Genomic DNA, 20,925 nt, shown 5'->3' with positions numbered 1-20,925 from the left:
CCGTGTTTCAAATAGATTTCAGTCATGCCAAGCTGGCACCCATCGCGCAAAACAACTAAAGCTTCAGTGAGCACTGAAAAAACCAGCCCACCCCCGGGCCAGGCTCACCGTTGTACCCATTGGCCCCGCACAGGGGCATAGAAGAAAAAAGGGGGCCCGACCATGCTGACTCTGCTCAACCTGCTCTCCGCCGTGGCATTGCTGGTGTGGGGCACCCATATCGTGCGGACCGGTATCCTGCGGGTCTATGGCTCGAACCTGCGCCGGGTGCTCGGCCAGAACATGAACAAACGTCCGCTGGCGTTCATCGCCGGGATCCTGGTAACCGCCATGGTGCAGAGCAGCAACGCCACCGCCATGCTGGTCACCTCGTTCGTCGGCCAGGGCCTGATGGCCATGACTCCGGCCCTGGCGATCATGCTCGGCGCTGACGTGGGCACCGCGCTGATGGCGCGGGTGCTGACCTTCGACCTGTCCTGGCTGTCGCCACTGCTGATCTTCCTCGGGGTGATCTTCTTCCTCTCGCGCAAGCAGACCCGCGCCGGCCAGCTGGGCCGGGTGGGCATCGGCCTGGGCCTGATCATCCTGGCGCTGCAGCTGATCGTCCACGCCGCCGCGCCGATCACCCATGCCCAGGGGGTCAAGGTACTGTTCGCCTCGCTGACCGGAGACATCCTGCTCGACGCCCTGATTGGCGCGTTGTTCGCCATGATTTCCTACTCCAGCCTGGCCGCCGTGCTGCTCACCGCCACCCTGGCCGGCGCCGAGGTAATCAGCCTGCCGGTGGCCATCGGCCTGGTGATCGGCGCCAACATCGGCAGCGGCCTGCTCGCCTTCCTCACCACCAGCCTGCAGAACAGCGCCGGGCGCCGGGTGGCGCTGGGCAGCCTGCTGTACAAGATCATCGGCCTGCTGCTGATCATCCCGATACTGCACCCGCTGGTGGAATGGATGGACAGCCTGAGCTTCAGCCCGCAGGAGCTGGTGATCGGCTTCCACCTGCTCTACAACACCCTGCGCTGCCTGCTGATGCTGCCGACGGTCAACCCCATGGGCCGGGTGTGCAACTACCTGCTGCCCGAGCGCGACAACGGCAACGGCCACCACCAGCCACGCCACCTCGACCCGACCGCACTGAACACGCCCAGCCTGGCCCTGGCCAACGCCGTGCGCGAAACCCTGCGCCTGGGCGATATCGTCGACAGCCTGCTTGACGCCATGCTCGGCGCCCTACGCGGCACCCAGACCGCCATGCCACAACAGGTGCGTGCCCTGGGCGAGGACGCCGAGGCCCTGTACAACGCCATCAAGCTGTACCTGGCACAGATGCCCCGCGAGGATCTTGGCGAGCAGGACAACCGGCGCTGGGCGGAGATCATCGAGCTGGCGATCAACCTCAAGCTGGCCAGCGACTTGATCGAGCGCATGCTGCGCAAGGTCCAGCAGCAGAAGACTTCGCAGCGTCGGGAGTTCTCCCAGGTCGGCCTCGAGGAACTGACCGGACTGCAGGAGCAGCTGCTGGCAAACCTGCGCCTGGGCCTCTCGGTATTCCTCAGCGCCGACCCGCAGAGCGCGCACCAGTTGCTGCGCGAGAAACGCCGCTTCCGCGCCCAGGAACGGCGTCTGGCCCATGCCCATGTCAGCCGCCTGCAACGTAAAGTGGTGCAGAGCATCGAGACCAGTTCGCTACACTTGGAGCTCATTGCCGACATGAAGCGTTTGAACTCTTTGTTCTGCAGCAGTGCCTATGTGGTACTGGGCGGCACCGATACCGGCGGGCTGATGCTCGACAGCGTGCCGGACGAAGCCCGCCAGCCCTGAGCCCAGACACCCCGGAGACCGAAGCTCGCCTATGCGTTGCCTGTTGTTCGCCTGCCTGCTGATCCTCAGCCTGCCCACGCTCGCCCTCGACCGCTCGCGGGTCGAGGGCTACCTGCTGCCCAACGGCCTGCAAGTGATCCTCAAGTCTGGCTACGAGCGCGACCATGTGTCGATCCGCCTGGTGGTTGGCGTGGGCCTGGACGACTTCGATTGCGACCAGCGCGAACTGCCGCACCTGCTCGAGCACCTGCTGTTCAGCGGGATCGACGAGACGGGCGAGGGCGGCCTGGAAGAGCGCATGCAGGCCCTGGGCGGGGAATGGAACGCCTTCACCAGCAGCGCCGACACCACCTTCGTCATCGAGGCCCCGGCGCGCAACCAGCGCAAGGTGCTCGACCTGCTGCTGGCGATCATTCGTGACACCCGCATCGACGAAAAAGCGCTGGCCACGGCGAAGAAGATCATCGAACGCGAGGACGGCGGGCACTACGGCCGCCTGCAGCGCTGGCTCGACCGCCAGGACATCGGCCACCCGGCCAGCGACCAGCTGGCCACCGAGCTGGGCCTGAAGTGCCCCGAGCGCTCCAGCCTCGACGATATGACCCTGGAGCAGGTGCGGCAACTGCGTGAGCACTGGTACGTGGCCAACAACATGTCGCTGATCGTCGTCGGCGGCCTCGACCGCCTGCTGCCGGCCTATCTGGAGCGCACCTTCGGCGAGCTGCCGGCCACCGAACCCGGGGAACGCCGCAACCTGGAGAGCATCAGCCAGCAGGCCGAGCAGCGCCGCGACCTGACCCGCGGCTGGCTGGGCGACAACGTCAAGCTGCACTGGCTGTTCATCGAGCCGACGCTGGAAGAGGGCCATGACCAGACCCTCGAGCTGCTTTCGCGTTACCTGGACTGGGCGCTGTACGACCAGCTGCGCCTGCGTCACGGCCTGTCCTATGGCCCGTCGGTGCAACGCGAAAGCTTCGGCGACAGTGGGATGCTCAGCCTCAATGCCGACCTTGAGCGCCAGGACCTCGACGCGGCGCTGAAGGTGCTCGGGGAGCTGTTCGACCACCTACGCAAGCACGGTCTGGACCCGGACACCTTCGCCCGGATCAAGCAAGCGGCGATTGCCCGGGAAAGCTGGACCACCCAGGGCAACGCGGCGCTCGCCGACTACTACTGGGGGGCGCTCAACGCCTACGAGGACGGGCGTTTCACCGATCCGGTGCGGCAACTGCGCCAGGTCAGCCTCAAGCAAGCCGACGCGGCGCTGCGCGAACTGCTCAAGGAACCGGGGTACCTGCGCATCGAGAAGCCGTTGCTGGGGTATGACGAACTGTATGGTCTGGTGGCGCTGCTGCTGGGGCTGATCCTGGCTGCGGGGCTGATCCGTCGGCGCCGCGTGCTGGCCAAGCGCCCCAGTGGTGCTACACGGGAGCCGTGATTCGGCGGTATCCTGTCAGCCAACAGCGTCCACGTCCCGGACGCCTCGAACACGCCTCTTCCTGTTTTAAACCCATGCCCCCGATCCCCGGCTTCATCCTGCGCATCATCGAACTGCTCAAACGCTACCCCGGCATCATCGCGCTCTACGGTTTCCTCTCGGGGATCGGCAGTTTCATCTTGGTCGACCGCCAGGCCGGCCTGGCCAGCTGGATCGCCATCGTCATGCTGGTCAGCTGGATCTGGCTGATGCTCGAGAACACCCTCACCGAGCTGTTCGCCCGCACCTTCAAGCGCGAAATCCCGCAGCCCCTGCTGCGCTTCGCGACGCAGATGATCCACCAGGAAAGCCTGTTCTTCGTCCTGCCGTTCTTCTTCATCACCACCACCTGGAACAGCGGCCAGCTGATCTTCACCGGCCTGCTCGGCGCCGCCGGGCTGATCTCGATCGTCGACCCGCTGTACCACAAGTGGCTGGCGCCACGCCGCTGGCTGTTCCTCGCACTGCACACCCTGACGCTGTTCGCCGCGATGCTCACGGCGCTGCCGATCATCCTCCACCTGACCACCGCGCAGAGCTTCAAGCTGGCGTTGATCGCCGCCATGGTGCTGTCGTTCCCGAGCCTGGCCAGCAGCTTCCCGATCAACAACTGGCGCCGCGGCGTGGCCCTGGTGCTGGTGACCCTGGCGGTCGGTGGCGGCGGCTGGCTGCTGCGCTCCTGGGTACCGCCGGCCACGCTGTGGATGACCGACGTGGCGATCAGCACCGAAGTGCTCAACCGCCAGCCGGGCGCCTCGCTGGACGAAGTGGCCGCCAGCCGCATCCGCAGCGGCGGACTTTACGCCTATACCGCCATCAACGCGCCCCGTGGCCTGAACGAGCGCATCTACCATGTGTGGCAGCTGGACGGTAAGGAAGTGGACCGTATCGCCCTGGATATCCACGGCGGGCGCAAGGAAGGCTACCGGGCCTGGACCCACAAGCAGAACTTCCCGCCCAATCCGGTGGGCAAGTGGCAGGTGAGGGTGCTGACCGAGGACGGGCAGGTGATCGGGGTGTTGCGCTTCAAGGTGGTCGACGGCGCGCCTGCGCAGTGAAGGGCTGGGGCTGCTGTGCAGCCCTCCAGTCAGCACACATTCAACATGCGCTATGATCAGCCTCTATGCCCTCAGTCAGACGCATGGAGCCTATGACCGTCCCCAGCGCCACCCTGGACACCACCGAGCAGCCCTCGCGCCTGCGCATCGTCGGCGACTGGACCCTGGCCCACTACGCCAGCCTCAAGCGCGAATGCGAGCGCCTGGGCAGCCAGTACGGCGATGACACCCAGGTCGACCTCAGCCAGCTGGGCCGCCTGGACACCGCCGGCGCCTCGCTGCTGGCCGAGCTGCTGGGTTCCGAACGCCTGTCGCGCTGCACTGACGAACTCCCCGATGCCAGCCGCGCGCTGCTGAAGAACGTCTACTGCTCGGTGCAGGACTACTGCATCCCGGTCAAGGAGCCGGAGCAACCGGTGCTGCTCCTGCTGCTGGCGCGCATCGGCCGCGCCGTCGACCAGCTGTGGCAGGACACCAACCAGGTGCTGGGCTTCGTCGGCCTGATCCTGCAGACCCTGTTCCTGCGCTTGTTCCAGCCGCACCGCTGGCGCGTCACGCCGGTGGTCGCGCACCTCGAGCAAACCGGCCTGGACGCCGCGCCCATCGTCGCCTTGCTGACCTTCCTGGTGGGCGCGGTGGTGGCCTTCCTCGGCGCCACGGTGCTGGCCGACTTCGGCGCGACCATCTTCACCGTCGATCTGGTGGCCTTCTCCTTCCTGCGTGAATTCGCCGTGCTGCTGACCGCCATCCTCATGGCCGGTCGCACCGCCAGCGCGTTCACCGCGCAGATCGGCTCGATGAAGGCCAACGAAGAGATCGACGCCATCCGTACCCTGGGCCTGAACCCCATCGAACTGCTGGTGGTACCCCGGGTGCTGGCGCTGCTGATCGCGCTGCCGCTGTTGACCTTTGTCGCGATGCTCTGCGGCATGATCGGCGGCGCGGTGGTCTGCGCACTGACCCTGGATATCTCGCCGGCCATGTTCCTCTCGCTGCTGCAGAGCGACATTGGCGTGCAGCATTTCCTGGTGGGCCTGGCCAAGGCACCGTTCTTCGCCTTCCTGATCGCCGCCATCGGTTGCCTGGAAGGCTTCAAGGTCAGCGGCAGCGCCGAATCAGTGGGCGCCCACACCACCTCTGCCGTGGTGCAATCGATCTTCGTGGTGATCGTGCTGGACGCGGTGGCCGCGCTGTTCTTCATGGAGATGGGCTGGTGACTGAAGCCGTGATCGAAGCCCGGGGTCTGTGCAACCGCTTTGGCAGCCAGAGCGTGCACGAGAACCTCGACCTGGACCTGTACCGCGGCGAGATCCTCGCCGTGGTCGGCGGCTCGGGCAGCGGTAAGTCGGTGCTGTTGCGCAGCATCGTCGGCCTGCGCCGGCCCAACGAAGGCACGGTCAAGGTGTTCGGCCAGGACCTGGCCAGCCTCGACGAAATCCAGCGCTCGCTGGTCGAACGCCGCTTCGGCGTGCTGTTCCAGAAGGGCGCGCTGTTCTCGTCGCTGACCGTGACCGAGAACGTCGCCCTGCCGCTGATCGAGCATGCCGGGCTGTCGCGGGCCGACGCCGAGCACCTGGCAGGAGTCAAGCTGGCCCTGGCCGGGCTGCCGATCAGCGCCGCCGACAAGTACCCCGCGTCGCTGTCCGGCGGCATGATCAAGCGCGCCGCCCTGGCCCGCGCCCTGGCCCTGGACCCGGACATCCTGTTCCTCGACGAGCCCACCGCCGGCCTCGACCCGATCGGCGCCGCCGCCTTCGACCAGTTGATCCTGACCCTGCGCGACGCCCTGGGGCTGTCGGTGTTCCTCATCACCCACGACCTGGACACCCTCTACACCATCACCGACCGGGTGGCGGTGCTGTCGCAGAAGAAGGTGCTCGTGGCAGGGCCCCTGGCCGAGGTCGAGCAGACTGAAGACCCCTGGATTCATGAATACTTTCACGGCCCGCGTGGTCGGGCGGCCGAAGACGCCGCCCTGCGCGCCCGCCAGGAGCGCTGAACGATGGAAACCCGAGCTCATCATGTCCTGATCGGCCTGGTCACCGTGCTGGTGGTGGCCGGCGCCATGCTGTTCGGCCTGTGGCTGACCAAGTCCAGCGTCGACGACGCCTTCAAGGACTACGAAGTGGTATTCAACGAGGCGGTCTCAGGCCTGTCCCGCGGCAGCCCGGTGCAGTACAACGGCATCAAGGTCGGTGACGTCAGCAGCCTGCGCCTGGACCCGAACGATCCGCGCCGGGTGCTGGCCCGCGTGCGCCTGAGCGGCGACACGCCGGTCAAGGAGGACACCCAGGCCAAGCTGACCCTGGCCGGGGTGACTGGCAACTCCTTCATCCAGCTCAGCGGCGGTACCCCGCAGAGCCCAGAACTCAAGGGCAAGGGCGGCAAACTGCCGGTGATCGTCGCCTCGCCGTCGCCGATCTCACGCCTGCTCAACGATAGCAGCGACCTGGTGACCAACATCAACCTGCTGCTACACAACGCCAACCTGATGTTCTCCGAAAGCAATATCGAGCGCCTGAGCAACACCCTGGCCAACCTGGAGCAGACCACTGGCGCCTTCGCCAGCCAGAAGGGCGGCATCGCCGATGCCATCGAGCAACTGGCCCAGGTCGGCAAGCAGGCCAACGCCACCCTGGCCGAGACCCAGGCGCTGATGCGCAACGCCAACGGCCTGCTCGGCACCCAGGGCAAGCAGGCCATCGGCAGTGCCGAACAGGCCATGCAGTCGCTGGCCGAAAGCACCGCCACCATCAACAGCCTGTTGCAGGACAACCGCCAGTCTCTGGACGACGGTGCCCAGGGCCTGAACCAGATCGCCCCAGCGATCCGCGAACTGCGTGAGACCCTCAACTCGCTCAAGGGCATCTCCCGGCGCCTGGAAGCCGACCCCAGCGGCTACCTGCTGGGCCGCGACAACAACAAGGAGTTCCAGCCATGATCCCATCGCTGCGCCTGGCCTTCGCCGCCGCCACGCTGAGCCTGGTTTCGGCCTGTTCGATCCTGCCGCAGAGCGAGCCTGTGGATATCTACCGCCTGCCGGTGAACCAGTCGGCCCGCGCCGCCGCACCGCTGGACTGGTCGCTGCGCCTGAACAAGCCGCTGACCAGCGAAGCCCTGGGCGGACCGCGTATCGCGGTGATCCCCCAGGGCGATGTGATCAGCAGTTACAAGGGCGCACGCTGGAGCGACCCGACGCCGATGCTGGTGCGCAACCGCCTGCTCGACGGTTTCCAGCGCGATGGCCGGGTGCAGCGCCTGAGCGCCGATGACAGCAACCTGCAGGCTGACTACGAGCTGGGCGGCGAGCTACAGGCCTTCCAGAGCGAATACCACCCAGGCGGGGCGGTGGAGGTGGTGATCCGCTACGACGCGCGGCTGGTGCAGGGCCGCAGCCAGCGCATCCTCGCGAGTAAACGCTTCGAGGTGCGCCAGGTGCTGGGCGAACAGCAGGTCCCGGCGGTGGTCGCCGGCTTCGGCGCGGCCAGCGACCAGCTGGCGCGCCAGGTAATCGACTGGACCGTCAGCCAGGCTCAGGCGAAGAACCAATAGCAGACGAAGATCGCCGCGATCACCCCCGACAGCTCGGCCAGCAACGCACAGCCGACGGCGTGGCGCACCCGCTGGATGCCCACCGCGCCGAAGTACACCGCCAATACGTAGAAGGTGGTCTCGGTGCTGCCCTGGATGGTCGCCGCCACCAAGGCCGGGAAGCTGTCCACGCCTTGGGTCTGCATAGTCTCGATCAGCATGGCCCGCGCCGCGCTGCCGGAGAACGGCTTGACCAGCGCGGTGGGCAATCCTTCGACGAAGCGGGTGTCCAGGCCCATCCAGTTCACCGCATGGCGAATGCCGTCCAGGGCCAGCTCCAGCGCCCCTGAGGCGCGCAATACACCGACTGCCACCAGCATCGCCACCAGGTAAGGCAGCAGGCTCTTGGCCACGTCGAAGCCTTCCTTGGCGCCTTCGACGAAGGCCTCGTACACCTGCACCCGCCTCAACGCGCCGATCACCAGGAACAGGATGATCACCCCGAACAGCGTCAGGTTGCCGAGGATCGACGACAGGCTGGCCAGCGCGGCCGCCGACAGGGTGCCGAGGAAGGCCATGAAACCGCCCAGCAGCAGGGCACCGGGAATCAGGTAGGCAAGCACCACCGGGTCCCACAGGCGCAGGCGCTGCATCACCGCCACCGACAGCAGGCCGACCAGGGTCGAGCAGCTGGTGGCCAGCAGGATCGGCAGGAACACCATGGTCGGATCGGGCGCGCCTTGCTGGGCGCGGTACATGAAGACGGTCACCGGCAGCAGGGTCAGCGACGAAGCGTTTAGCACCAGGAACAGGATCTGCGCGTTGCTCGCCGTGGTACTGCTGGGGTTGAGCTCCTGCAGCGCGCGCATGGCCTTCAGGCCGATGGGCGTGGCGGCGTTGTCCAGGCCCAGGCCATTGGCGGCGAAGTTCATGGTGATCAGGCCCAGGGCCGGGTGGCCGGGCGGCACTTCCGGCATCAGCCGGGCGAACAGCGGGCCAAGGACCTTGGCCAACCATTCGACGATGCCGGCCTTCTCGGCGATTTTCAGGAAACCCAGCCACAGGGTCAGGGTGCCGAACAGCAGGACCATGACCTCCACCGACAGCTTGGCCATGGCGAAGATGCTCTCGACCATCGCGGCGAAGATGCCGGCGTTGCCGCCCACCAGCCACTGGGCCAGGGCGGAGATGGCCGCCACCAGGAAAAAGCCGAGCCAGAGGCCGTTGAGCATCCGTGTGTTCCCCCGTGAAAAGTGCCCGAATGATAGCGAAGATTGCGGGCGAGGGCTGCGCCCTCGACTATTGCGCAGACAACAAAAAGCCCCGACAAGTCGGGGCTCTTCGTTCAGCTCAGTGGCTTACTGGTTGACGGTCTTGCCCGCCATCACAGCCTCTTTCTTGCCTTTTTCCAGCACCAGCGACTGGTAGTACGCCGCGCCTTTCTCGGCGTCGTACATGCCCTGCCACTTGGCGATGACCACTGCGGCCAGGGCGTTGCCCACCACGTTCAGCGCGGTACGAGCCATGTCCATGATGCGGTCGACACCGGCGATGAAGGCCAGGCCTTCCAGCGGAATGCCCACGCTGCCCAGGGTGGCCAGCAGTACCACGAAGGACACGCCCGGCACGCCGGCGATACCCTTGGAGGTGACCATGAGGGTCAGCACCAGCAGCAGTTGCTGGCTCCAGGACAGGTCGATGCCGTACAGCTGGGCGATGAAGATCGCCGCGATGCTCTGGTACAGGGTCGAACCGTCGAGGTTGAACGAGTAGCCGGTCGGTACCACGAACGAGCAGATCGACTTCGGCGCGCCGTACTTCTCCATCTTCTCGATCACGCGCGGCAGCACGGTCTCGGAGCTGGAGGTGGAGTAGGCGAGGATCAGCTCGTCCTTCATGATGCGCATGATCTTGATGATCGAGAAGCCGAACACGCGCGCCACCAGGCCCAGCACCATGAAGGCGAAGAAGGCGATGGCGAAGTACACCAGCAGCACCAGCTTGGCCAGCGGCAGCAGGGAGGCGAAGCCAAAGTTGGCGACGGTGGCGGCGATCAGGGCGAACACGCCGATCGGGGCGTAGTTCATGATCATGTGGGTGACCTTGAACATGGTCTCCGACACGCCCTGGAAGGTGCGCACCAGCGGCTCGCGCAGGTCTGCGTTGAGGCTCGACAGGCCCATGCCGAACATCACCGAGAAGAAGATGATCGGCAGCATCTCGCCACGCATCAGCGCCGCGAAGATATTCGACGGGATCAGGTTGAGCAGGGTCTCGATGAACGCGTGCTCATGCTGCACCTCGGCCGCGGTGGCCTGGTACTTGGAGATGTCGACGGTGCCCAGGGTGCTCATGTCGATGCCGGCGCCCGGGTGGAACACGTTGGCCAGGACCAGGCCGACGACGATGGCGATGGTGGTCACCACCTCGAAGTAGATGATGGTCTTCAGGCCGATGCTGCCCAGTTTCTTCGCGTCGCCAACCCCAGCGATGCCCACGATCAGCGACGAAATCACGATCGGGACGACGATCATCTTGATCAGGCGAATGAAGATGTCGCCGGCTGGCTGGAGGACGTTGCTGATCCACCATGCCTTTTCTGCACTGAAATGATTCAGTAGCGCGCCGACTGCAACGCCCAGCAACAGACCGATGACGATCTGCCAGGCGAGGCTCAGTTTTGCCTTCTTCATGTCATTACCCTTTGTTGTAGTGGTCACGGGCACCGGCCGAAAAGGTGCATGCCAGAGCGGCTTGAAGCCATTCCGGTTGCGCCTGGTCGATCCGGCGTCCCACTGTAAGGACACCGCGAGCGAACATTGCTGGCGCTCGGGCCGAGGAAAAAGGCGGCAACTATTGCGACGTGGGGAGGGGCAGTCTAATGCCGGAAACGACTACCCTATGCCGAATCGGCATGAGACCGGAAGGCGAAATCGGGCATCGCCAAGTCCTTGATTTTCAACGTTCGGATTTCCGAACAAGGCCAAAGCGCCATTTTTAGGCCGATTTGACGGGAGCACAGAAAGGTGTGAAGTGGCGTGTTCGACAATCCGAATGGCTGAAATGCCACATGAGCTGACCTGTCGGACAAGTAAAAAAAATTCGATATACGGTAGCGACAAAATGTGTCTGAAGTAAAAAGTCGCTCGTATTAAAGGAAGAACTCCCACAGGCGCTTCGGAAGCCAGATCGGTTACATCGTCCTGTTCGGACCCAACCGACCTGCAACTTCCGATGCCACCCTCTCCTGACCCGGCCCATGACGGAGGCACTCCCTGTACCCCTAGGCCACTGCGACCCTGCAACAGTCAGAGCGGCCCGGCCCCCTGGTCATGCGCCGCCCCTCCTCGGGGCGGCGCACCATAGAAGCCTGAAAGGTAAAAAGGTTCAGCTTCTATAGCATTACAGTCCGCGACCGCTGGTCAGTACCAGTTCGGGTCGCGCTTGAGCTGCTCCCGCAGCAGAGCCTTCATCCCGTCATCCGGCTTGCCCAGCCAGCGGTAGTCGGCATGACGGGTAGGTGACTTGTCGGCAGGCAGCCCTTCGGGCACCTCCACTAGCATGCCGTAGGCTTCGTCCTTGTCCCAGCTGAAGGCCACGATCAGGCGCTTGTAGGTACAGTTGCCTTCGGACTCGCACAGCGGGCCGACCAAGTACTTGTCGCCGTCCTCGGTTACCGCAGACATCTGCTGCGCCGAGCTGCCGCTGAGGTTGATCACCCACTCGGGCAGGCGCTCCTCGTTCTTGAGGGTCTTCTGCCAGGTTTTCTGGTATTCGGGGTCCGAGCCAAGCAACTGGTTGGCCCGGACCTGGCCGTCATTGGCCGCCAGCGCTGTCGCGCCGCTGCCCAGCAGCAGCGCGACAAGCAGGGCCTTGGGGAGCATCCTGCTCATGGTCATCAACCTCTGCCACGGCCGAAGAAGAAGGAGGCTACGAACAGCACCAGGAAGATGATGAAGAGGATCTTCGCGATACCGGTCGCGGCGCCAGCGATACCACCAAAACCCAGGACTGCGGCGATGATGGCGATGATCAGGAAGGTGATTGCCCAACTAAGCATGATGTTTCTCCTTTTCTTGTGCGAAATCGGTCGATGGCGTCAGAACACCCAACGCTCCTCGGGCTGAACACGCTCGAGAACGGCAGGCGCATTGTCGGCACTGGGCAGTGGCTCGGCGGCCTTGACCAGGGTAGAGGCATGGGTTGTCCGTAACTGCGTCAACAGCGCGGTCTGCACCGCCACCTGCTCGGCCAGCCGGGCGGTCTGCCAGCTGTGGTAGAAGAGGCCCGCCGCCAGGGTGAGCAGCAAGGCCATGCCGAGGAACAACAGCTGGTGCAGGGGGACTACAGCGCTCTGCGTACGATTGTCTTGGGGGCGATTCAGGCCGAGGCACTTTTGCAGCGCCAGGTGTTCGACCTGTGTTTCCTCGACCTGCGCCTGGGCGAGGACAATGGCCTGGACGTACTGGCACAGATGCGTATCCAGGCACCGTGGATGCGGGTGGTGATCGTCACCGCCCACTCGGCCATCGACACTGCGGTGGATGCCATCCAGGCCGGCGCCGCAGACTACCTGGTCAAACCCTGCAGCCCCGACCAGCTGCGCCTGGCTACCGCCAAGCAGCTGGAGGTCCGGCAACTGTCGGCGGGCCTGGAGGCCCTCGAAGGCGAGGTGCGCAAACCCAAGGACGGCCTGGACTCCCACAGCCCGGCGATGATGGCGGTGCTGGAAACCGCGCGCCAGGTGGCGACCACCGACGCCAACATTCTCATCCTGGGCGAGTCGGGCACCGGCAAGGGCGAGCTGGCCCGTGCCATCCACGGCTGGAGCAAGCGGGCACGCAAGGCCTGCGTGACCATCAACTGCCCCTCGCTGAATGCCGAGCTGATGGAGAGCGAGCTGTTCGGCCACACGCGCGGCGCCTTCACCGGCGCCAGTGAAAGCACACTGGGCCGAGTCAGCCAGGCCGATGGCGGCACGCTGTTTCTTGACGAAATCGGCGATTTTCCCCTCACGCTACAACCAAAACTGCTGCGTTTCATCCAGGACAAGGAATACGAGCGGGTCGGCGACCCGGTCACCCGCCGGGCGGATGTGCGGATCCTCGCGGCCACCAATCTCAACCTCGACGAGATGGTCCGCGAGAACCGCTTCCGTGAAGACTTGCTGTACCGACTGAACGTCATCACCCTGCACCTGCCGCCGCTGCGCGAGCGCTGCGAGGACATACTGACCCTGGCCGACCGCTTCCTTGCCCGCTTCGTCAAGGAGTACTCGCGCCCGGCCCGCGGCTTCAGCGATGAAGCACGCACGGCGCTGCTCAACTACCGCTGGCCGGGCAACATTCGCGAACTGCGCAACGTGATTGAGCGCGCCAGCATCATCTGTCCCCAGGAGCGGGTGGAGATCATCCACCTGGGCATGGCCGAACAACCCGCCAGCAACGCGCCCAGGGTCGGTGCGGCGCTGAGCCTGGATGAGCTTGAGCGTGCCCATATCGGGGCGGTGCTCGCTGCCAGCGACACCCTCGACCAGGCAGCCAAGACCCTGGGCATCGATGCCTCCACCCTTTATCGCAAGCGCAAGCAATACAACTTATGAAATGGCCGATGAAGCTACGCACACGGCTGTTCCTGAGCATCTCGGCACTGGTTACCGTGGCTTTGCTTGGCCTGTTGCTGGGCCTTTTCAGCGTGCTGCAGATGGCAGCCCTGCAGCAGCACGTCGTCAAGGACACCACCTACACGCTCGAGCTGGCCCTCAAGTTGCGGCAGAACCTGGGCGAACAGCTGAATCTGATTCTCGACGAGGACACCACCCCGAATACCCTCGTCACCCTGCAGGACCAATTCCAGACACTCCTCGATCAGGGACTGGAACAAGGCGGAGAACGCACCGGCTTGAGCAAGGCCGCCAGCAACTACCAGGCATTTGTCCAGGCCTATCGACAGAGCCCCTCGCCTGCACGCAGCATGGGTGTCGAGCAGCCCCTCGGAGCGGCCTTCAACCAGGTACGCATGGACCTGCTGGAGTCCCACCGCCACGCCTTGGAAAAAATCACCCGCAGCGAGGAGCAGTCGCGCAATCAAGCCCTGCTCATCAGTGGCATGCTCGGCATGGTTGGCCTCACTGTGCTGGTACTAGGTTTCATCACTGCCCACAACATAGCCAGGCGCTTCGGCCAGCCGATCGAGGCACTGGCCAAGGCCGCCGACCAGATCGGCCAGGGCAACTTCGACGTCACCCTGCCGGTGACCCAGGCCACCGAGCTCAATCAGCTGACCCGCCGCTTCGGCCTGATGGCCGATGCCCTGCGCAAACACCAGGCCACCAACATCGATGAACTGCAGGCCGGCCAGCAACGCCTGCAGGCGGTACTCGACAGCATCGATGACGGTCTGCTGATCATCGATCGCCAGGGCCGCCTGGAACACCTCAATCCGGTAGCCCAGCGTCAACTCGGCTGGGATCCGAGCCGCCGGGGCACAGGCCTGGCCGAGGCCTTGCAACGCCCGGAGCTGGACCTGCAACTGCGCCAGGTACTGCGCGGCGGCAGCCTGGATCGTCCACCGGACGACCTGAGTCTGGAGGTGGATGAGGAAACCCGCCTGCTGACCTACAGCCTGACCCCGGTCAGCCACCCCGAGGGGCCGATCCTTGGCGCGGTGATGGTGCTGCACGATGTTACCGAGCAGCGCGCTTTCGAGCGGGTACGCAGCGAATTCGTGCTGCGCGCCTCCCACGAATTGCGCACGCCGGTCACTGGCATGCACATGGCCTTCGGCCTGCTGCGCGAGCGGGTCAGTTTCCCGCCTGAGGCGCGGGAGAACGATCTGCTCGAAACCATCGCCGAAGAAATGCAGCGCCTTACCCAGCTGATCAACGACCTGCTCAATTTCTCCCGCTATCAAAGCGGCCTGCAGAAGCTGGAGCTGGCTCCCTGCGCCCTCGACGAACTGTTCGAGCGCGCCCGGGCACGTTCTGCCGAGCAGGCTTCGAGCAAGCAGATCGAGCTGATACTCGAGCTGGAGTCACCACTGCCGCGCATCCAGGCCGACGTCACGCAGCTCGACCGGGTGCTCGACAACCTGCTGCACAACGCCATCCGCCACACCGGCAGTGGAGGGCGTATCCGCCTGCACGCACGGCGCCATGCCGAACGGGTGATCATCAGTGTCGAAGACAACGGCGAAGGCATCGCCTACGGCCAGCAAGGGCGGATCTTCGAGCCGTTCGTCCAGGTCGGGCGCAAGAAGGGCGGGGCCGGCCTGGGCCTGGCGCTGTGCAAGGAGATCGTCCAGCTGCATGGCGGGCGGATGGGCGTATTCTCGCGGCCTGGGCAGGGTACGCAGTTCTACATGGCCTTACCGGTCTGACACGGCTTTTTTTCAGGCAATCAGCCTCAAGGCTCATCATCGATCCGCCGCCCTGCCACCCGCCGCCCCCGGGTAATCAGCTCGGCAAACTGACGCGCGTTCAACGGATGGGCGAACAACCAGCCCTGTCCATAGTTGACACCCTCGCTGTTAAGTAGCACCGCCTGGTCCTCTGACTCGATACCCTCGGCGATGACCCGCAGGTGCAAGTCATGGGCCATGCGGATGATGTGCGGCGCCACACCGCTGCTGGCGGCGTCATGGCCGAGGGCGTCGATAAATGACTTGTCGATCTTCAGGCAATCCACCGGCAACGTCTGCAGGTAGGCCAGGCTGCAATAGCCGGTGCCGAAGTCATCGATCAACACTTGGTGCCCCACGGCGCGCAGGGCCTGCAGGTTGTCCCGCGCCACCACCACATCGATCAGCCCGCGCTCGGTCACCTCGAAGGCGATCTGCCGGGGCGCCACCCGATGATGGGCCAGCAGTCGCGCCGCCACTCGACCGATACGCGGCGCCATGACGTCGCAGGCCGCCAGGTTCACCGAGATATACAACTGGCGGTTGGCCCGCAGCAACTGCCCAAGCTGCTCGAGCACCCGCTGTAAGACGAAGTCGGTGATCTGGCGAATCTGCCCGGTGTTCTCTGCCAGGGGAATGAACAAGTCCGGGCTGGTCAGGCTGCCATCCGGACGGCGCCAGCGCACCAGAGCCTCGGCCCCGACACAGCGCCGGCTGTCCAGCTCGAAGATCGGCTGGTACAGCACCTGCAGCTCGCCCCGGCGCAAGGCCTGCTGCAGCTCAGAACTCATCGAGCGGCGTTGCAGGATCAGTTGCAGCACCAGCCAGCCGATGCACGCCGCCAGCACCAGGCTGCCGGGAAAAAGCAACCAGAGCAGGCCATTAAGCTTCAGGGGCAGGCTGGCGCGCGGGGCGATCAGCACCAGTTGGTAGTCCGGCGATTTGGTGGACATGCGATAGACCAGGCGATCGGGCAGCTCGATCAGCGACTTGCCCTGGGGCGGCGGCCAATCGGCGATGGGTGGCCAGGGTTGCGCCGGCCCCAGTACCGGAATGGCCCGCGTGCCCCGATCGAGCACCACCAGCAAGCTGCCGCCTGGGGGCAAATCGACCACGTCCGTGAGGTGGCCACGGGAGGTGGACACCACGAAGCGGCCCCGACCCAGCATCAGCGCCGCGAGGTTTTCGTTGGGCTCGGTGGTGGTGTTCAGCCAGTAGCTGTAGGTCGGCCCCTGGATGTCCGGGCTGCGCAAGGGTTCGATGATCCGCTCGCCGCCGCGGTTCGAACAGGCAAGCGTGCCTTCCACATAGGACGCCTCGTAAATGAACCGCGACTCCAACGCCACCTGCTGCAACTGTGCCAGCATCTGCGGATCGCAGCCGCGCAGGGGTTGCGCCTGGAGCTGGTCCACACCCTCGCGCAACTGACCAAAGACCTGCTCAAGGCGCTCCAGAAAACGCTCGCCCTGGGCGTTCATCTGTGCGCTTTCGCTCTGCTTCATCTGCTGCAAGGCCACATTGACGCTGATCGCCAGCAACAGTGCGGCACTGGCCAACGCCGCGAGCGCGGCCAACAGCCAGGGTCGGTGGAAAAATTGACGCACCGATGCGAGGAGGTCAAACATGCGTGGCATCCAGTTGAATACCAAAGGTATAGCAACTGAATCGATGATTGGCGTGGCCGCTGGGCGTGTGATTGCCAGGATTTGCTCGCTCCCCTGAGCGGCCTTGTGTCGCGAAAGGGCTGCGCAGCAGCCCCGGCAATCTTTAGTCAGACTCGAGATCCTGGGGCCGCGCTGCGGCCCTTTCGCAACACAAGGCCGCTCCCACAGGGCAAGACCAGTTTCTATGCTATGAAAGCTGCCTCACCGCTTGCGGTTGAGCACCTGCAACATCGCAGCGGTCTGCGCATCCGGCACACCATCGAAGCGCTGCGCACGGAAGCGCATCTGGAAGGCGGCGATCACATGACGAGTGGCCACATCCCATTCGCCGGTCTGGTCGATGGCGTAGCCAAAGCGCGCCAGCTGCTGCTGGTACCAGGTGACGCTCGGCGGGTTGACCTCGAAATAGGCCTGCTGGCGTGCCACCGACGCGGCGTCCGGCCAGATGCCCAGACCGGCGTCGGCCAGGCGCTTCCAAGGGAACAGCGGGCCCGGGTCGAGCTTGCGCAACGGCGCGATATCACTGTGGCCAATGATATGGCGCGGGTCGATGTTGTTGCGCTTGACGATATCCTTGAGCAACGCGATCAGCGCCTGCACCTGTGCTTCACTGTACGGGTGCCAGACCCGCCCGGTCGGGGTGTCGGTATACCCCTCGTTGACGATCTCGATGCCAATGGAGCTTGAATTGAGCCAGGTACGCCCCTGCCACTGACTGTCCCCGGCGTGCCAGGCACGACGATTCTCGTCCACCAGTTGATAGACCGTGGCCGGGCCGTCACCGATCAGGTAGTGGCTGCTGACTTCGCCATGGGTCAGCAGGGCAAGGGAGCGCTCCAGCGAGGCATTGGTGTAATGCAGCACGACAAACTGGATACGGCTGTCCTGGTTGGCCGAAGGATGGCTGCGGTCGATGCGCAGGCCACTGGAACAACCTGCCAGGGCCAGCAGGAGCAGGGCGGTGAAGAGTCTTTTCATAGCAGGGGCACGTCATGGAGTCAGCGGCAACAATGCTACAGTATAACGTGCCGGTCACGATTGCTCACCCTGAACCCGACTAACCCTGCTCCACCCGATTGCGTCCCAGCTCCTTGGCCCGGTACAACGCCTCGTCGGCGCGCTTGAGCACCTGGTCGCCGCGCTCGCCGGAGCGGAAGGCGCTGATGCCGATGGAAGTGGTGATGACCACCCGCTCGCCCTTGAAGTGGAACGGGCAGGCCTCGATGGCCGCACGCATTGCCTCGGCCACCTGCACCGCTGCCGGCGGCGAAGTCTGCGGCATCAGCAGGACAAATTCCTCGCCGCCGAAACGGGCGATGAAGTCGCGGCCGCGCAAGCGCTTGCGCAACTGATCAGCAACGATCTTCAGCACTTTGTCGCCCGCCAGATGGCCATAGCCGTCGTTAATGCGCTTGAAATGATCAAGGTCGAGGATCGCCATGGCCAGGTGGCCACCATTTTCCTGCCAGTCGAGTACCTCGCGCTCGACCTGCTCACTCCAGGCTGCACGGTTGGGCAGACCGGTCAGCGGATCGATCATGGCTTTCTGGCGCTGCTCCTCGAGATGCTCGCGGTAACCGAGGGCCTCCTGCTCCATGCTTGCCACACGCTCGGCCAGGCCTTGCAGGCGGCTGGCCAGCTCGTGCTCACGGCGATCACGCTCGTGCTGGTGATCGTCCATGGTCACCAGCAGGCCTTCGAGGCGGTTCTCCAGGATGTGCTTGAGGCTGTCGACATCGACGGCGCCCTGCACGCTGCTTTGCAGACCATCGACCTGCTCGCGTAGCTGGCTGTCCAGCGCGCGGGCGGCGGAGCTGTTGTCGGCATGGCCGGCGCTGGCTTCGTGCAGGTGGCTCTGGAAGGACTCCAGGCGCTCGTTGAGCTGTTGCAGGTAGGCTTCGAATTCATGCTGGCCACTGTCGGTGATCGCCAGCATGAGCACAGCCAGGTCATCCAGGACCGGGATCAGTTCGTACCAGTTCAGCCCCCGTGAAACCCGCTCGCGCATCTCCAGGGCCTGGGCCTTGTGACGCTCCGGCAGGCTGAGGTCGTCGAGCAGACCGATCAGGGTCTGCTCGATATGAGCGGCGACCTGACTGTACGGCGGCTCGACCGCGTCAGGGAGGGCGTAGGGACCGTCCTCGCCGACGACCTCCTCGACCGTGGCCTCAGGTTCGCGCGCAGCGGCGCCTTCGTCCTCGACAGAGGCCTCGGCTTGCGGATCGATGTGTTCGACCGGCTGCACCAGTGCTTGCGGTTCAGGTTGCGGCTCGGCAACGGGCACCGGCGTGGCTTCAACCAGTGCGGGACCAGGTAACTCGACCTCGGGCCCGGACAATTCGGCAGGCTCAGGCGTGACATGCGGCGCGGGTGCCACGGCATGCAGCTCATCAGCGTCCCTTGGCTGCACCTCAGGCGCAATGACGGGCGCCTCCAGCGACGCAGGCACAGGGGCGTCGACCGTCGCAGGCGCCAGCTCAGCCTGGGGCTCGTCACGACCCCCGAACAGACGCTGCAGGAAGCCCGGGCGAGTCTCGTCCTCGGGCTTTTGCATCGCACTCAGGGCGCGTCCCTGCAAGCCACTGAGTTCACCCAGCAAGGGCGGCAGCTCACGGGACTGGCTGACCCCGCCATCAAGCTTCTTCGCCAGTTTTTTCAGCGGTCGCGACACCTCGCCTGGCAGCGGCAGGGTCTGCAACTGGGTAACCAGCGCAGTCAGCGCGTCGCTGACCTGGTTCATGCGGGTTTCGCGGCGCTGCTCGGAGTCGAGTACGGCTTTTTCCAGGCGCGGAATCAGCCCGGCGAGGCCGGCGTCCATGTTGTCGCTGCGGATGACCTCGCGCATTTCCTTCATGCACTGGTCAACGGTCTTGTCGCTACCTTCAGCCGCCAGGGTGCTGCGCACCAGGCCACGGCGCAGCAGGTCGAGACGGGCTTCCCAGCGCCGCTCGAGCTTTTCCTGCTGCTCGATGCTCTTGAGGTATTTTTCTTTCCAGCGCTCGGCTTCTTCGGTCATGCCTGGATCCGCAACGGGTAGTGGCATCTAGTCCTGCAATCACTGGATTTCGGCGGAAAAGCCCAACACTTGAGTGCCGGATTTGCCCAGGCAGGACTAACTCAGGACCGGCAGCGTATCCACAGTCAGGGCATCAGGCAATCGTATCTCGACGGCAACCGGAAGGTGGTCGGAAATAGGCTGCGCCAGCACCTCGACACGTTCGAGCGTCAGGCTTGGGCTGAGCAGGATATGGTCAAGGCAACGCTGGGGGCGCCAACTGGGGAAGGTGGCCTCGACCTGGGGCGCGATCAGGCCCAGATCACGCAGTGGCGAGTGGTCGATCAGGTCGTTGGCGTGGGTGTTCATGTCACCCATGAGGATCTGATGGCGATAGCCGCCGATCAGCTCGCGGATGTAGGCCAGCTGACGGGCGCGGGTCTTGGCGCCAAGGGCCAGGTGCATCATCACCACGATCAGCGCATCCTCGCCCTCGCCGAAGCGCACCAGGATCGCCCCGCGGCCGGACGGGCCGGGCAGGGGATGGTCTTCCAGGTGCTGGGGCTTGAGACGGCTGAGTACGCCGTTGCTGTGCTGGGCGAAACGCCCGAGGTTGCGGTTGAGCTGCTGGTACCAGTAGGGAAAGGCGCCCAGCTGTGCCAAGTGCTCGACCTGGTTGACGAAGCCGGAGCGCAGGCTGCCGCCGTCGGCCTCCTGCAGGGCCACCAGGTCGAAGTCGCCGAGCAGGTCGCCGATCTTCTGCAGGTTGCCGGCGCGCCCGTTGTGCGGCAGCAGGTGCTGCCAGCTGCGGGTGACATAGTGCCGATAACGCTCGGTGCTGATGCCGACCTGGATGTTGAAGCTGAGCAGCCGCAGGCGACCATCTTCCGGCAAGCCGGTGGCCCGCAGGTGATGCTCGTTGACCTGCGGCTGGGGCAGGCCGATGCCTCGCGTGGCACGCAAGCGCATGGCAATCGCCGC

At 64.9% G+C, this 20,925-nt stretch carries 17 protein-coding genes and 1 pseudogene; 9 read left to right on the top strand and 9 right to left on the bottom strand.

The genetic code is table 11. The annotated features are described in order from the left end of the window. Window positions 1-162 precede the first annotated feature (162 nt). The 7 genes from K5H97_RS00815 (at window position 163) to K5H97_RS00785 (ending at window position 7,908) form a co-directional block, all read left to right on the top strand. The gene (locus K5H97_RS00815) at window positions 163-1,821 is read left to right on the top strand and encodes a Na/Pi cotransporter family protein (RefSeq protein WP_028688654.1); all 1,659 of its coding nucleotides are present in this window, start codon (window positions 163-165) and stop codon (window positions 1,819-1,821) included. Between the two features lie 31 nt (window positions 1,822-1,852). Next, window positions 1,853-3,259 (top strand): M16 family metallopeptidase, encoded by a 1,407-nt coding sequence (locus tag K5H97_RS00810; RefSeq protein ID WP_028688655.1) that lies wholly within the window; start codon window positions 1,853-1,855, stop codon window positions 3,257-3,259. 74 nt (window positions 3,260-3,333) lie between these two features. Next, a complete protein-coding gene (locus tag K5H97_RS00805) occupies window positions 3,334-4,356 on the top strand; it encodes a DUF5924 family protein (RefSeq protein WP_028688656.1) in 1,023 nt (340 codons plus the stop codon). Between the two features lie 83 nt (window positions 4,357-4,439). Further along, window positions 4,440-5,573, top strand: coding sequence for an ABC transporter permease (locus K5H97_RS00800; protein ID WP_028688657.1), 1,134 nt, complete (start codon window positions 4,440-4,442; stop codon window positions 5,571-5,573). After that, entirely contained in the window at window positions 5,570-6,355 is a 786-nt protein-coding gene (locus K5H97_RS00795; RefSeq protein ID WP_028688658.1) for an ABC transporter ATP-binding protein, read from the top strand. Before K5H97_RS00800 ends, K5H97_RS00795 begins: the two co-directional genes overlap by 4 nt. 3 nt (window positions 6,356-6,358) lie before the next feature. Then, window positions 6,359-7,297 carry an MlaD family protein gene (locus K5H97_RS00790; RefSeq protein WP_028688659.1) on the top strand — a complete coding sequence of 313 codons (939 nt, stop codon included), beginning with the start codon at window positions 6,359-6,361 and terminating at the stop codon, window positions 7,295-7,297. After that, window positions 7,294-7,908 (top strand): ABC-type transport auxiliary lipoprotein family protein, encoded by a 615-nt coding sequence (locus tag K5H97_RS00785; protein WP_028688660.1) that lies wholly within the window; start codon window positions 7,294-7,296, stop codon window positions 7,906-7,908. Before K5H97_RS00790 ends, K5H97_RS00785 begins: the two co-directional genes overlap by 4 nt. On the opposite strand, the gene K5H97_RS00780 is transcribed toward K5H97_RS00785, so the two are convergent. The 5 genes from K5H97_RS00780 to K5H97_RS00760 form a co-directional block, all read right to left on the bottom strand. Beyond that, on the bottom strand, window positions 7,890-9,119 hold the full coding sequence (locus K5H97_RS00780; protein ID WP_028688661.1) for a nucleoside recognition domain-containing protein: 1,230 nt from the start codon (window positions 9,117-9,119) through the stop codon (window positions 7,890-7,892). The genes K5H97_RS00785 and K5H97_RS00780 overlap by 19 nt on opposite strands. A gap of 126 nt (window positions 9,120-9,245) precedes the next feature. Then, complete coding sequence (gene gltP / locus K5H97_RS00775) at window positions 9,246-10,580, bottom strand: glutamate/aspartate:proton symporter GltP (RefSeq protein ID WP_028688662.1); 1,335 nt, start codon at window positions 10,578-10,580, stop codon at window positions 9,246-9,248. Between the two features lie 729 nt (window positions 10,581-11,309). Then, complete coding sequence (locus K5H97_RS00770) at window positions 11,310-11,780, bottom strand: inhibitor of vertebrate lysozyme family protein (protein ID WP_028688663.1); 471 nt, start codon at window positions 11,778-11,780, stop codon at window positions 11,310-11,312. A gap of 5 nt (window positions 11,781-11,785) precedes the next feature. Next, window positions 11,786-11,947: a DUF1328 domain-containing protein gene (locus tag K5H97_RS00765; protein ID WP_028688664.1), complete on the bottom strand. Its 162-nt coding sequence runs from the start codon at window positions 11,945-11,947 to the stop codon at window positions 11,786-11,788. 39 nt (window positions 11,948-11,986) lie between these two features. Beyond that, window positions 11,987-12,271: a hypothetical protein gene (locus K5H97_RS00760; RefSeq protein ID WP_028688726.1), complete on the bottom strand. Its 285-nt coding sequence runs from the start codon at window positions 12,269-12,271 to the stop codon at window positions 11,987-11,989. Here K5H97_RS00760 and K5H97_RS00755 point away from each other — a divergent pair. Continuing rightward, a pseudogene (locus K5H97_RS00755) lies at window positions 12,263-13,489 on the top strand (sigma-54-dependent transcriptional regulator); the annotation flags it as partial. The gene K5H97_RS00760 and the pseudogene K5H97_RS00755 sit on opposite strands and share 9 nt — an antisense overlap. Then, a complete protein-coding gene (locus K5H97_RS00750) occupies window positions 13,486-15,264 on the top strand; it encodes a KinB sensor domain-containing domain (protein WP_028688666.1) in 1,779 nt (592 codons plus the stop codon). The pseudogene K5H97_RS00755 and the gene K5H97_RS00750, both read left to right, overlap by 4 nt. A 26-nt stretch (window positions 15,265-15,290) precedes the next feature. Here the strand turns inward: K5H97_RS00750 and K5H97_RS00745 are convergent, their stop codons facing one another. The 4 genes from K5H97_RS00745 to K5H97_RS00730 form a co-directional block, all read right to left on the bottom strand. Next, window positions 15,291-16,910, bottom strand: coding sequence for an EAL domain-containing protein (locus K5H97_RS00745; RefSeq protein ID WP_028688667.1), 1,620 nt, complete (start codon window positions 16,908-16,910; stop codon window positions 15,291-15,293). Window positions 16,911-17,150: 240 nt separating this feature from the next. Then, complete coding sequence (locus K5H97_RS00740; RefSeq protein WP_028688668.1) at window positions 17,151-17,927, bottom strand: N-acetylmuramoyl-L-alanine amidase; 777 nt, start codon at window positions 17,925-17,927, stop codon at window positions 17,151-17,153. Between the two features lie 79 nt (window positions 17,928-18,006). Then, window positions 18,007-19,965, bottom strand: coding sequence for a GGDEF domain-containing protein (locus K5H97_RS00735; protein WP_028688669.1), 1,959 nt, complete (start codon window positions 19,963-19,965; stop codon window positions 18,007-18,009). Window positions 19,966-20,061: 96 nt separating this feature from the next. After that, window positions 20,062-20,913, bottom strand: a complete 852-nt coding sequence (locus K5H97_RS00730) for an endonuclease/exonuclease/phosphatase family protein (RefSeq protein WP_028688670.1) — start codon at window positions 20,911-20,913, stop codon at window positions 20,062-20,064. Window positions 20,914-20,925: the final 12 nt, after the last annotated feature.

Source organism: Pseudomonas mosselii, assembly GCF_019823065.1.
Classification (GTDB): domain Bacteria; phylum Pseudomonadota; class Gammaproteobacteria; order Pseudomonadales; family Pseudomonadaceae; genus Aquipseudomonas; species Aquipseudomonas mosselii.
This window is presented reverse-complemented; position numbering and strand designations above follow the sequence as displayed.